Genomic DNA, 12365 nt, shown 5'->3' with positions numbered 1-12365 from the left:
GACCGATGCGGTCGCGGCTGCACTCGAGGCTGCTGCGCGGAGGTGGCCCGAGGATCGTGACCGTCCCGCCCGACTCCTTGCCCATCTCGTCGAGATCGGTTTCCACACGATCGAGATCGAGCTGGAGGACGAACGGAGAAGCGCAGGGCAGCGATCCGAAAGTTCGCTGGTTCGTTCACCGGCCTGTTCGGCCCCGGCTATCTCGACGAGGTGCGTGAGGGCTGGCCCGAGTGATCGCACTCGCCGCGAGTGTCCTGATCGCGGCACTCGATGTCCGCGACGCTCACCATGCGGCAGCAGCCGCCTTGCCGGAGACTCACGCCGACAGGCCATTCGTGATCGGGCCCGTGAACCGGGCCGAGATCCTGATCAGCCCCACCAGGGCCGGGCAGCTCGAGGAGTTCGTGGGTGCCCTCACAGCGATGGGAGTCGTGGAGCCCTCGTTCCCGGCGGACGCCTCGATGCGGTTGGCTGAGCTACGGGTGGCGACCGGGCAGCGGATCCCCGACTGCTGCGTCCTCCTGACGGCCCAGCAGTCGGGCGCGGCGGTCGCGAGCTTCGACGGCCGGCTGCGATCCGCTGCCCGCGACCTCGGTCTCGCCGTCCTTCCCGATGACGAGGACCCCGGCGTCGAGGTCTAGACTCGGGCGACACACAAGAACACGCCCGTGGTGGGGGAAGCCGGTCGAATCCCGGCGCTGACCCGCAACCGTGGACCGCCCCGCGAGATCAGTCGGGGGAGCGGTGAGCCGGAGCACCCGTCATGGCGCGTCCTGACACAACGCTGTCGCGGAGAGCAGCGGGTCAGCGGCACAGGACTTCCTGGGCCCGCCCGTCGGCTGCAGCGGGAAGGCACCACATGTCCACCTCCATGTTCGTACGCCGGGCGGTTGCGGCCGTCGCCGGCGGTGCCGTCGTCGCGGGCGGCCTGATGGCGGTCGCGCCGGCTCCGGCCGCGCACGCGGCCGCGGCCAATGTCGAGGCAGAGGTCGCTGCCACCTGGCTCGACTCCCAGGTCACCGGCGGCCTCGTCGGCGGCGATGTCGGTGCCACCATCGACTACGCGCTCAGCCTGCTGGCGACCGGCACCGACACGCCTGCTCGGCTCACCACCCTGCGCGAGGGCGTCGACGACGGTGTCGCCGCGTGGGCGAACAGCGACGGCCGAAAGGCGAAGGCCGCGTACTTCTTCGTCGCCGCTGGCGGGGACGCCTCCAACGCCGGTGGGCTCGACCTCGCGCAGTCGACCAAGAACGCTGTCGATGACGAGACCGGCGAGATCGACGGCGGGAGCGTCTACAGCCAGGTCTGGGCGGTTCTTGCCCTAGACGCGCTGGGCAGCGCCGAGGCGTCCAAGGCGGCGAGCGCACTCACCGCGAGCCAGTGCGCCGGGGGCTTCTGGTCCTTCGACTGCGCGTTTCCGGACGTGGACTACACGGCCTACAGCGTGATCGCGCTGCGCGCCGTCGACTCGACGCCGTCGACCACGGCGTCGGTGAGCAAGGCTGTCGCCTACCTCAAGACCAAGCAGGCGGCCGACGGCGGCCTGGGTGACAGCGGTGACAAGTCCGACCCGTACTACACACCCGACAACAGCAATACCACCGGTGTGGCCGGTTGGGCGCTGGGTGTTGCGGGCGAGACCGCCGCGGCCGCCAAGTCCGCAGCGTGGATCGCGCGCCACCAGGTGGTCGCCCTGCCCGGCTGCGGTGCTCGCGGGATCGACGCCGAGCACGGCGCGCTCGCCTACTCCGACGCCTCGATGAAGGAGGCCGTCGACGCCGGCGAGATCGCCCCCGGACCGATCGCCGGTCAGTGGCAGCTCGCCAGCGCGCAGGCCCTCGCCGGCCTGAAATACCTCGCACCGGCCCAGCCGGGCCTGCCGACCTTCGTCGATGCCGGCACCACCGCCACCGTCCCGCTCCAGGGCGCCCGGCCGGGCCAGCAGGTTTGCGTGACCGGCCTCAATGCTCCGCAGAGGTTGGCGGCGCCCGCCTCGGCCACCTTCGCGGTCCCGGCCGGCACCGCCGACCACCAGGTCACGCTGAGCTACCTCGGCGGCAGCACCCCGGTGACGCTCAAGGCGCTCGACGCCAAGAAGCTCAAGGTCAAGGTCGCGACCAAGCTCAAGGCCAAGAAGAAGGCCACGATCAAGGTCAAGGGTCTGGCCTCGGGCGAGAGCGTGACGGTCAAGATCGGCAAGAAGTCCGCCACCGGCGTCGCCAACGCCCAGGGTGTCGCGAAGGTCAAGATCAAGGTGAAGAAGAAGGGCAAGGCCAAGGTCAAGGTGGTCGGTCAGTTCCCCGACCGCAAGGGCAAGGCCAAGACCCGGGTCGTCTGAATGACCCTCCACCGGGCCCTGCGCACGGTGGTCGCGGCGCTCCTCGCCGCGGCCACCGTCGTGCTGCTTCCCCAGACCCCCGCTAGTGCCGCTGCCTGTGACAGCTCGACGGGGGTCACGGTCGTCGTCGACTCCAATGAGCTGGGGGCGGGGATTAGCGCCGGCTGCGACGCGAATGGCGGCGGAACCGCCGCCAACAACTTCGCGGATGCCGGCTACACGATCGAGTACAGCCAGGCAGCCGGCATGAACGGCTTCGTCTGCAAGGTCAACGGCAAGCCCTCTGACGGCGACTGCACGCAGACCGACGCCTACTGGAGTCTGTGGTGGTCCGACGGGCGGACCGGCACGTGGACGTACGCCAGCATCGGTGTCGGCGGTCTCAAGGTCCCCGACGGCGGGTACGTCGCCTTCGCGTGGCACCAGGGCAGCGGTCGCGCCGCACCGCCCGACGTCGCACCGACCCCGCGGGTCCAGGAGGCGAAGCCGACGCCCACGACGAGCCCGACCAAGGCAGCGACGCCGAAGCCCACCAAGAAGGCCACGCCCAAGCCGAGCGCCACGCCGTCGGCCAGCACGACCTCGGCGACCCCGACTGCTAGCGCCACCCCGAGCGCGACGGACACCACGAGCGCCACGGCGACGCCGACCGAGGCGACCACCTCGGCCGCGCCGCCGGAGCCGAGCCAGACAACGACCACCGGGCTGCCGTCGATCGACGAGATCACCGACGGTCCCGAGGCAACGTCCGCGGACACCGACAGCAAGGACGGCGGCGGGTTCCCGGCATGGTTGGGGATCGGGCTGGTCGTGGTGGTGCTGGGGGCGGCGGGCGCCGTACCCCTGGTCCGCCGACTCAAGGCCTGAGCGGTCATGGGTGCAGGGCGGCTGGCGCGGGATCTCCACCCCGTCGCGTGGTGGGTCTGGGCAGTGGGGCTCGCCGTGGCCGCCTCCTGCACGACCAACCCGTGGCTGCTGCTCGTCCTGCTCGGCGTGATCACGCTGGTCGTCCTCAGCTGCCGCTCCGACCAGCCGTGGGCGCGCTCGTTCCGGCTCTACGTCTGGCTCGGGGTGATCGTGGTCGCGGTGCGGATCCTGTTCCGGGTGCTGCTCGGCGGTGATGTGCCGGGCCACGTCCTGTTCACGTTGCCAAGCATCCCGTTGCCGGACTGGGCGGCGGGCATCTCGCTGCTCGGGCCGTTCACCCGCGAGGAGCTGCTCGCGGCGACCTACGAGGGACTGCGCCTGGCGACCCTGCTCATCGCGGTCGGCGCCGCCAACGCGCTGGCCAACCCGAAGCGGCTGATGAAGTCGCTACCGCCGGCCCTCTACGAGATCGGTACGGCGATGACGGTCGCGATCAGCGTCGTCCCGCAGCTGGCCGACAGCGCGCGCCGGGTGCGGGCGGCGCAGCAGCTGCGTGGGGGACCGGAAGGGCGGTTCCGCCGGATCCGCGGCGTACGACGGCTGCTGGTCCCGATCCTGGAGGACGCCTTCGACCGTTCGCTCGCGCTCGCGGCCGGGATGGACGCGCGCGGCTACGGCCGCACCGGCGAGCTCACCGCCCAGCAGCGGCGCAGCACCGGCGCGCTCATCATCACCGGCCTGATCGGCGTCTGCGTCGGCGTCTACGCGCTCCTCGACAGCACCGCGCCCCGGGTGCTGGCACTACCGATGCTGGTGCTCGGGATGCTGCTCGCCCTCGGCGGCTTCGTGCTGGCCGGCCGGCGCGTGCAGCGCACCCGCTACCGCCCCGACCGCTGGCGGCTCCCCGAGCTCCTCGTGGCCGGGGCCGGGATCGCCGCGGGTACGGGCATGTGGGCGCTGCAGCGCTGGGAGACCCAGGTCGCGCACCCCGGCGTCCTGGTTCGTCCCGGCATCTCGCTGCTCGCCCTGGTCGCCGCGCTGGTCGCGGTCCTGCCGGTCTGGGTGGCGCCACTGCCGGTCACGGCCCAACGCCGTGAGGAGGCGCTCGTCTGATGCTCGAGCTGCGCAGGATCACCCTGACCTACGACGACCCGGAGCCGGCGGCCGCGACCACCGTGCTCGACGGGATCGACCTCACCATCGCCGACGGCGAGCTGGTCGTCCTGGCCGGTCCGACGGGGGTCGGCAAGTCGACGCTGTTGGGCGTTGTGGCCGGCCTGGTGCCGTCCTACACCGGCGGCACGCTCACCGGCGACGTCCTCCTCGACGGTGCCAGCATCGCCGAGCAGCCGGCCCGCGAGCGCGCGCACGCGATCGGGTACGTCGGCCAGAACCCCGCCGCCTGGTTCGTCACCGACACGGTGGAGGAGGAGCTGGCGTTCGGGATGGAGCAACTGGGGCTGCCCGCGCCGACGATGCGCCGCCGGGTCGAGGAGACCCTCGACCTGCTCGGCATCGCTGACCTGCGCCACCGCGACCTGCGCACCCTGTCCGGCGGCCAGCAGCAGCGCGTCGCGATCGGTGCCGTGCTCACGACCCACCCGCGGCTGCTGGTGCTCGACGAGCCCACCTCGGCGCTGGACCCGACCGCGGCCGAGGACGTGCTCGCCACGCTGACCCGCCTGGTCCACGACCTCGGCGTCTCGGTGCTGGTCGCCGAGCACCGCCTCGAGCGTGTCGTGCCCTTCGCCGACCGGCTCTGCCTCCTCCACCGCGGGGGACGCGTCGAGGTCGGCGACCCCGCGGACGTGCTCCAGGACGCCCCGATCGCGCCGCCGCTGGTCGAGCTCGGCCGGCTCGCCGGCTGGCAGCCGCTCCCGCTCACCGTGCGCGACGCCCGCCGCCGCGCTCCCGCGCTGAAGGAACGACTGGGCGAGCCGCCGCACCGCGCGCGGCCCGGCAGCGGCGAGCCCGTCGTCGACGTACGACGCCTGGTGCTCGCCCACGGCCGGACCCCGGTCCTGCGCGAGGTCGACCTGGCCCTGCAGCCCGGGACGGTCACCGCCCTCATGGGCCGCAACGGCGCCGGGAAGTCGACCCTGCTCTGGGCGCTCCAGGGCCGCCACGGCGCGGCGTCGGGCACGGTCCGGGTCGGCGGCGTCGACCCCGCCACGCTCAGGCCGGAGGAGCGCCGGGCGACGACCGGCCTGGTGCCGCAGAGCCCCGCCGACCTGCTCTACCTCGAGACCGTCGCCGAGGAGTGCGCCGCGGCAGACCGGTCCGCCCGCGCGGAGCCCGGCACCTGCCGCGCCCTCCTGGACCGGCTCGCGCCCGGCATCGACCCCGACCGGCACCCCCGCGACCTCTCCGAGGGACAGCGGCTCGCGCTGGCGGTGGCGATCGTGCTGACCTCGCGCCCGCCGGTGCTGCTGCTCGACGAGCCGACCCGCGGGCTGGACTACCCGGCCAAGCGTGCCCTCGCCGGCCTGCTCCGCGAGCTCGCCGCCGAGCCCGGCGCCGCGCGGGCGGTGCTGGTCGCCACCCACGACGTCGAGTTCGTCGCGCAGGTCGCCGACGACCTCGTGGTCCTCGCCGAGGGCGAGGTCGTCTCGGCGGGACCCGTGGTCCCGACCGTCTCGGAGTCGCCCGCCTTCGCGCCCCAGGTCACCAAGGTGCTCGGTGCCGGCTGGCTGCGGGTCGACGACGTCGCGGCGAGCATGGCGACCGAGGTCTCCCGGTGAGCGTGACCCGCGCGACCGCCGTACCCCTGCAGCTGCGCTCGGGCGTCGTGCTGGCGATCACCTCGGTCATCGGGCTGCTCATGCTGGCCTGGCCGCTCCTGCTCGACGTACCGGCCGACACCGAACGGGTCGACCCGCCGTTCCTCTTCCTGCTCCTGCTGCCCGTGATCCTCGGCGTCGTCCTCGCCGAGATGAGCGAGGGCGGGATGGACGCCCGGGTGCTCGCCGTCCTCGGTGTCCTCAGCGCAGTCAACGCCGTGCTCCGCCTGGTCAGCGCCGGTACGGCGGGCCTGGAGCTGGTCTTCTTCCTGCTGATCCTCGGCGGCCGGGTGTTCGGCGCCGGGTTCGGGTTCGTGCTCGGCTGCACCTCGCTGTTCGCCTCGGCCCTGATGACCGCCGGCGTCGGCCCGTGGCTGCCGTTCCAGATGCTCGTCGCAGCGTGGGTCGGGATGGGGGCCGGACTGCTCCCGCGCCGGGTCCGCGGGCGCGCCGAGATCGCCCTGCTGGCGGCGTACGGCATCGTCTCGGCCTATCTGTACGGCCTGCTGATGAACCTGCAGGGCTGGCCGTTCATGGCCGGCATCCAGGTGCCGGGCCAGGACTCGACCGAGATCTCCTACGTCCCGGGCGCGGGCGTGCTCGAGAACCTGCACCACTTCGTGGTCTACACACTGCTGACCTCGACCGGCGGCTGGGACACCGGTCGCGCGGTCACCAACGCGCTCGCGATCGTGCTGCTCGGGCCGGCCGTGCTGGTCACCCTGCGGCGCGCGGCTCGCAAGGCGCGCATCGAGGCTCCGTAGCCCCCCGAACCGTTCGATCGAACGGTTCGGGGGATCTGGTGCTACAACAAGCCGCTCGAACCGTTCGATCGAACGGTTTGGGGGAGGCGCTCAGGGCTCGATGAGCAGGATCCGGTCGTCCTGGTCGCCGGGGGTGCCGCGGCCGTCCTTGTTGCTCGTGCTCAGCCACAGCCGCCCGTCGGGGGCCCGGGCCACGGTCCGCAGCCGGCCGTACTCGCCGGGCGCGCCCTTCTCCCCGGCGAAGTACGCCGCCGGGTCGCTCACCTGGCCGTCGGCGACCTTGATCCGCCACAGCCGCTCACCGTTCAGCGCGGCCATCCACAGGTAGCCGCCGGCATAGGCGAGCCCGGAGGGGGAGGCCTCGTCGGGGGACCAGGTCAGCAGCGGCTGGGTGTACTTCGCGGGTCCGCCGGTGCCTTCGACGACCGGCCAGCCGTAGTCCTCGCCGGGCACGATCCGGTTGAGCTCGTCGGCCTTGTCCTGGCCGAACTCGGAGGCCCACAGCAGGCCCTTGTCGTCCCAGGCGAGGCCCTGGACGTTGCGGTGGCCCCACGACCACACCGCGTCGCCGAACGGGTTGCCGGGAGCGGGCACGCCGTCGGCGCTGATCCGCAGGATCTTGCCGGCGTACGACGACTTGTCGCGGGCGAGCTGGTCGTCGCCGGTCTCGCCGGTGGCGACGTACAGGTAGCCGTCGGGGCCGAACGCGATCCGGCCGCCGTCGTGGATGCGCCCGTTGGGGATACCGGTCAGGACCGGCTCGACCGCACCCAGCCGGTCACCGGTCAGCTTCGCGCGCACGACCCGGTTGTCGTCGTCGGTGCAGACGTAGAAGTAGACGAGCCCGTCGGAGGCGAAGGCGGGGGAGACGGCCACGCCGAGCAGGCCGGCCTCGCCGCCGGGCGCCGTCTCGGGGATGGTGCCGACCTCGACGACCTTGCCCTCCTCCTTCGTGGTCGCGCCGTTGCCGCCGACCTGTGGTGGGGTGATGACCAGGACCCGGCCGCTGTCGCGCTCGGTGACCACGGCGCGGCCGTCAGGCAGGAAGTCGATGCCCCACGGCGTCGCCAGCCCGCTGGCGACGGTGGCGACGACGTCCGGGACGCCGTCGATCGTGAAGATGACCTTGCCGTCGATGACCGAGCCGGTGGGTGCTGCGGTCGCGGTGCCCATCACCTCGACCTCGCTCACGTTGCCGCCCTGGCCGCAGCCGGCCGCGACGAGGGCGAGTACGGCGAGCCCGGCCGCGGCGCGGGAGCGGCGCCTCACGACAGCTGCTCCAGGAACTCCAGCAGCAGGCCGTGGACCCGCTCGGGCTGCTCGAGCTGGACGAAGTGGGAGCCGCGCAGCTCGACGTAGGTGCTGTCCTTGCCGGTCTCGCTGAGTCGTCGGGAGGCGCTGGCCATGTCGCGGGCGCCGGCCAGGATGTCCCAGGTCGCCGAGACGAACATCGTCGGCACGGTGATCTGGCTCAGCCGCACCCGCGGGTGCTTCGAGGTGCTGATCGCCAGGTGGGCGTACCAGTCGACCGGGGTCGTTGCGAACTCCTGCAGGCCGATCGCGGCCGCCTCGGGGTCGGCGACCGGGAACATGAACCCGGTCCGGCCGAGCAGCCGGACCGTGCTCGCGTTGATCGGGAGGTGCCGGACCAGCGGGTTGACCGCCCGGCCGGCGTACTGCGCCACGCGGCAGGCGTTGACGGTGACCGCGCGGGCGACCAGCCGCGGCAGGTGCAGCGGGCCGAGCATGGTGGCGAAGGTGTCGCCCGGGACGCCGCACATCGCGAAGATGCCGCGCACCCGCTCGGGATGGCGGTAGGTCATCTCGAAGGCGGTGTTGACGCCCATCGACCAGCCCATCAGGACCGCGCTGTCGATGCCGAAGTGGTCCATGACGGACAGGCCGTCCTGCACGAAGTGCTCGATCTCGACGTGCTTCGGGTCGGCCGGGCGCTCCGAGCCGCCGACGCCGCGGTGGTTCCACGACACCACGCGTACGCCGCAGTCGGGCTCGAGCAGCCACGGCCACAGGTACGGGTTCGTGCCCAGTCCGTTGCAGAGCACGACGGTGGGCCCGTCGATCTCGCCGTCGGGGTCGTTCGTCCAGGCACGGACATGGGTCCCGTCGTCGGACAGGATGTCGCGGAAGGCGATCGACGCGGACCGGACGCGCTGTCCGGGCCGGGGAGCGGAGGTCGACATGGCGTCGATTCTGCCGGACCCCGGGCCGTGGGGAGTGAACGTCAGGCGTGCAGCGAGACGGTGCCCTCGATCACAGGGGTACGACGGGCGTCTGCTCGGGCGGCGAGGAAGGCCTCGACGTCCTCGCGCTCGGCGCGGCGCTGGGTGCACGCGGTGAGCGCGATCATGGCGTTGCGGCGGGCCCGCTGCTGGAGTGCGACGGACCAGGTGTGGGCGAGACGGGACACGGACTCAGGCAGTGACATGGGGGTGTCGGCTCCGGATGGGGGAGGGCGGAGTACCGACACTACGACCGGCGTGGGCGCCCCAGGTCACGTCGGAGTGACATCTGGGTGAACCTCGGCCCGGGTCGCCCGCGTGGCGCCCACGCTGGCGACCACCACACAGCCGATCGCCGCCCACTGGACGGGTGCCAACGACTCGCCGACGACGGCCAGGCCGGCCAGAGCCGCGGCCGCCGGCTCGAGGCTCATCAGCACCCCGAACGTCGCCGCGGGCAGGGTCCGCAGCGCCGCCAGCTCGGCGCTGTAGGGCACCACCGAGCTGAGCAGGCCGACGGCGGCGCCGAGCAGCAGCACCCGCTGGTCGGCCAGGTCGGCGGTGTCCACGGTCAGCAGCAGCGGGGTCAGCAGGGCCACGGCGACCAGGCTGGCGAGCGCCAGCCCGTCGATGCCCTCCCACCGCCGGCCGGTGGCCGCACTGGAGAGGATGTAGCCGGACCACGCCGCCCCGGCGAGGACGGCGTACAGGATGCCGAGGGGGTCGAGGTGCCCGCGCTCGAAGCCCAGCAGCAGCACCCCGAGCCCGGCCAGGACCACCCAGCCCAGGTCGCGGGGACGCCGGAAGCCGACCGCCGCGAGGACCAGCGGGCCGATGAACTCGATGGTGACCGCGACGCCGATCGGGATCCGCGAGAACGACTGGTAGATGCCCCAGTTCATCGCGCCGAGGCAGGCGCCGTACCGCGCCGCGACCAGCCAGTCCTCGCGGCTGCGACCACGCAGCCGGGGCCGCGCCCACAGCATCAGCACCAGCGAGCTGGTCGCCAGCCGCAGCCACACCACGCCGTTGGGAGCGATGTCGTCGAAGAGCAGCTTCGCGAAGCCGGCACCGAGCTGGACCGAGCCGATCCCGAGCAGGACCAGCCCGATCGCCACCCCGAGGGGCGGGCCGTGGCGGGGTGTGGTCACCCGCAGAAGGTAGGACGTCTCGGTGGAAAGCGACGAACCGCCGGCCCCCCACGGGCCGGCGGTTCGTCGCCCCCTCGGGGCGTGGTGGACTGCCTGGACTGTCTGGACTACCTGGACTACTTGGCGGCGACGATGCCGTCGACGGTGACCTTGCGGCCGTCCTTGCTGACGACCTTGATCTTGAGAGTGCCGGTCTGGACGCTGCCGAGGTCGAGGACCGGGACGGTGACCTGGCCGGCCTTGCCCTTGAGGTTGATGGTCTTGACGACGGTGCCGTTCCAGTAGACCTTGACCTTGCCGCCCTTCTTGGCCTTCGCGACGATCAGGTCGACGTGACGGGCCTGGACGCCGGCGAGCGTCAGCTTGCGGTTCTTCTTCTTGGTGATGGTGGCGGTGTTGTTGAAGGCGCCGGCCTTGGCGATGCGCTTCCACTTCTTGCCGCTCAGGGCGGTGTCGTCGAGCGGGACGGTGGTGCAGCGCTCGGTGGAGCGGAAGCCGAGGTTGCCCGCCTTGTCGGTGCCCTGGGCCTGGAAGCAGTAGGTGCTGCCGAAGGCGCCGGCGAAGGGCTGGGAGGTGGTGGTGACGTTGTTGGCGATCACCTGCTGGGCTCCGAAGCCGGTGTTCCAGGCCGCGGAGCGGACCATGACGTCGGTGCTCTTGACACCCGAGAGGGAGTCGGTGACGTTCCAGGCGACGTCGAAGCCCGGCGCGCTGACCGGTCCGCCGGGGGCGGTGATCGTGGCGATGGGGCCGGCGACGTCGAGGAAGTCGGCCTGGACGTAGGAGTTGAAGCCGTTCGAGACGATTCCGACGGCGACAGCGTTGCCCTCGCGGTCCATGTCGGCGGCGAACGAGCCGTTGGCGGCGCCGGCGTCGTACTGGCCCCACGGGAGCACCGGGTTGGTGTGGTGGCGCACCGTGAGCTGGTCGGCGTCGTTGTGGACGACGACCTGGTCGGCACCGTCGGAGACCAGGCTCACGTGTGCCTGGCTGGTGATCGTCTTGGGCTCGGCGATGGCGGCGGTGCCGAAGCCCTGGCCGGGCTTGGCCACGGCGGCGCGGATCACGTAGGTGTTCCCGTTCTCGAAGGCGGTCCAGGTGGCCTGCAGGGTGCCGTTCGGGCTGACCGCCAGGTCGCGGTACGACGTGCCGACGCCGGTCGGGGAGACCAGCTCGACGTTGCCGAGCGTGCCGTTGGGGCTGACCCGGACCACCAGGGCCCGGGTCTTGGCGGCCTCGATGCCGCCGAACATCACGGCTCCGCTCCCGTCGTCGGCCAGCTCCGCCTCGGTCTCGTTCTGGGTGTCGCCGAGCCAGACGATCGGCTTCGGGCCGAGCCAGCCCACCGCTGCGTTGCGCCGGGTGACCATGATCGTGTCCTCGCCGCTCTCGTTGTCGTAGTACGACAGCAGGACGTCACCCGCCGGGTTCACGTCGAGCGACGGGTCGAAGGTGTGGTAGCCGAAGTTGTCGACGACAGGGGTGCCGCCCTTGGCCCACACCGAGGTCTGGATCCGGTCCGCGCCGCTGTGCTCGGTGTCGAAGGCGGCGTGCACGCGTCCGGTCGCGTCCATCCCGGCGTCGATGGAGTCGATCGTCGTGATGTCGGTGCTCGCGCTGAGCAGCGTGGAGCCGTCCCAGGTGCCATTGGGGAGGTAGCGCGACGCGCGCACCTTCTGTTCGCCGCCGGTCGTCTGGTTCCACACGACGGCGAGGTCGCCGTTGTCGTTGGCGACGGCGTGGGCGTCGTGGGCGTCGGTGACCGGTGCGGCCGTCACCTGCTTCGGCGGGCCCCAGACACCGTCGTTGGCGACGGCGGCGTACACCTTGGTGCCGCCGACGACCGGCCGGGTCCACGCGGCGAGCGCGTCACCGGAGCCGAAGGCCACGACGTCGACCGAGCTCGGAACGTCGCCGAAGTTGCTGATGTTGCCGCTGTCGATGCCGCCCACTGCCTGGGCGGGGCTTCCGGTGAGGCCGAGGGTGCCGACGGCGATGGCCGCGGTCGTCAGGCCGAGGATCCGCGTGCGGATCGAGGTGCTCTTCGTGGTGTTCATGGTCTTCTCCTGTGAGTGGCGGGCGGGCCCGGTTCGTGGTGCGTTGGGAGTAGGAGCAGGCGGCGGGCGAGACCTTGCAGGTTTTCCGGCGAGTTCTCGGGCGGGACTGTCGTCGCCGGAGATGACACGAACCGCCGGCCCCCCACGGACCGGCGGTTCGTCGCC

General features: G+C 72.2%; 11 protein-coding genes and 1 riboswitch. Of the genes, 6 read left to right on the top strand and 5 right to left on the bottom strand.

Annotation, left to right across the window (positions count from 1 at the left end; translation table 11 throughout):
• Positions 1-230: 230 nt before the first annotated feature.
• The 6 genes from FBY23_RS19930 to FBY23_RS19905 all read left to right on the top strand — a co-directional run bounded on the left by FBY23_RS19930 (position 231) and on the right by FBY23_RS19905 (position 6752).
• On the top strand, positions 231-641 hold the full coding sequence (locus tag FBY23_RS19930; RefSeq protein WP_160158300.1) for a type II toxin-antitoxin system VapC family toxin: 411 nt from the start codon (positions 231-233) through the stop codon (positions 639-641).
• Positions 642-652: 11 nt separating this feature from the next.
• Positions 653-781: riboswitch (cobalamin riboswitch) on the top strand.
• A 78-nt stretch (positions 782-859) separates the two neighbouring features.
• Positions 860-2341 (top strand): hypothetical protein, encoded by a 1482-nt coding sequence (locus FBY23_RS19925; protein WP_141799731.1) that lies wholly within the window; start codon positions 860-862, stop codon positions 2339-2341.
• Positions 2342-3208, top strand: a complete 867-nt coding sequence (locus FBY23_RS19920; protein ID WP_141799730.1) for a hypothetical protein — start codon at positions 2342-2344, stop codon at positions 3206-3208.
• A 6-nt stretch (positions 3209-3214) separates the two neighbouring features.
• Positions 3215-4321, top strand: coding sequence for an energy-coupling factor transporter transmembrane protein EcfT (locus FBY23_RS19915; RefSeq protein ID WP_141799729.1), 1107 nt, complete (start codon positions 3215-3217; stop codon positions 4319-4321).
• Positions 4321-5949: an ABC transporter ATP-binding protein gene (locus FBY23_RS19910; RefSeq protein ID WP_141799728.1), complete on the top strand. Its 1629-nt coding sequence runs from the start codon at positions 4321-4323 to the stop codon at positions 5947-5949. Before FBY23_RS19915 ends, FBY23_RS19910 begins: the two co-directional genes overlap by 1 nt.
• Positions 5946-6752, top strand: a complete 807-nt coding sequence (locus FBY23_RS19905; RefSeq protein WP_396954500.1) for an ECF transporter S component — start codon at positions 5946-5948, stop codon at positions 6750-6752. Before FBY23_RS19910 ends, FBY23_RS19905 begins: the two co-directional genes overlap by 4 nt.
• 90 nt (positions 6753-6842) lie before the next feature.
• On the opposite strand, the gene FBY23_RS19900 is transcribed toward FBY23_RS19905, so the two are convergent.
• From FBY23_RS19900 to FBY23_RS19880, 5 genes are all read right to left on the bottom strand, one after another.
• Positions 6843-8021: a sorbosone dehydrogenase family protein gene (locus FBY23_RS19900; protein WP_260806097.1), complete on the bottom strand. Its 1179-nt coding sequence runs from the start codon at positions 8019-8021 to the stop codon at positions 6843-6845.
• Positions 8018-8953, bottom strand: coding sequence for an alpha/beta fold hydrolase (locus FBY23_RS19895; RefSeq protein ID WP_141799727.1), 936 nt, complete (start codon positions 8951-8953; stop codon positions 8018-8020). The genes FBY23_RS19900 and FBY23_RS19895 overlap by 4 nt, the downstream gene beginning before the upstream one ends.
• Before the next feature lie 41 nt (positions 8954-8994).
• Entirely contained in the window at positions 8995-9180 is a 186-nt protein-coding gene (locus tag FBY23_RS19890) for a hypothetical protein (protein WP_141799726.1), read from the bottom strand.
• A gap of 84 nt (positions 9181-9264) precedes the next feature.
• On the bottom strand, positions 9265-10143 hold the full coding sequence (locus tag FBY23_RS19885; protein WP_260806096.1) for a DMT family transporter: 879 nt from the start codon (positions 10141-10143) through the stop codon (positions 9265-9267).
• Positions 10144-10259: 116 nt separating this feature from the next.
• Positions 10260-12200 (bottom strand): hypothetical protein, encoded by a 1941-nt coding sequence (locus tag FBY23_RS19880; protein WP_141799725.1) that lies wholly within the window; start codon positions 12198-12200, stop codon positions 10260-10262.
• Positions 12201-12365: the final 165 nt, after the last annotated feature.

It is taken from the genome of Nocardioides sp. SLBN-35, from assembly GCF_006715725.1.
In the GTDB taxonomy this organism is placed as follows: Bacteria; Actinomycetota; Actinomycetes; order Propionibacteriales; family Nocardioidaceae; genus Nocardioides.
This window is presented reverse-complemented; position numbering and strand designations above follow the sequence as displayed.

What these genes read in the sequence shown, in the direction of transcription:
- FBY23_RS19920 (WP_141799730.1), top strand. Translation starts at nt 2,342, where the DNA reads ATGACCCTCCACCGGGCCCTGCGCACGGTGGTCGCGGCGCTCCTCGCC.
- FBY23_RS19910 (WP_141799728.1), top strand. Translation starts at nt 4,321, where the DNA reads ATGCTCGAGCTGCGCAGGATCACCCTGACCTACGACGACCCGGAGCCG.
- FBY23_RS19925 (WP_141799731.1), top strand. Translation starts at nt 860, where the DNA reads ATGTCCACCTCCATGTTCGTACGCCGGGCGGTTGCGGCCGTCGCCGGC.
- FBY23_RS19915 (WP_141799729.1), top strand. Translation starts at nt 3,215, where the DNA reads ATGGGTGCAGGGCGGCTGGCGCGGGATCTCCACCCCGTCGCGTGGTGG.
- FBY23_RS19880 (WP_141799725.1), bottom strand. Translation starts at nt 12,200, where the DNA reads ATGAACACCACGAAGAGCACCTCGATCCGCACGCGGATCCTCGGCCTG.
- FBY23_RS19895 (WP_141799727.1), bottom strand. Translation starts at nt 8,953, where the DNA reads ATGTCGACCTCCGCTCCCCGGCCCGGACAGCGCGTCCGGTCCGCGTCG.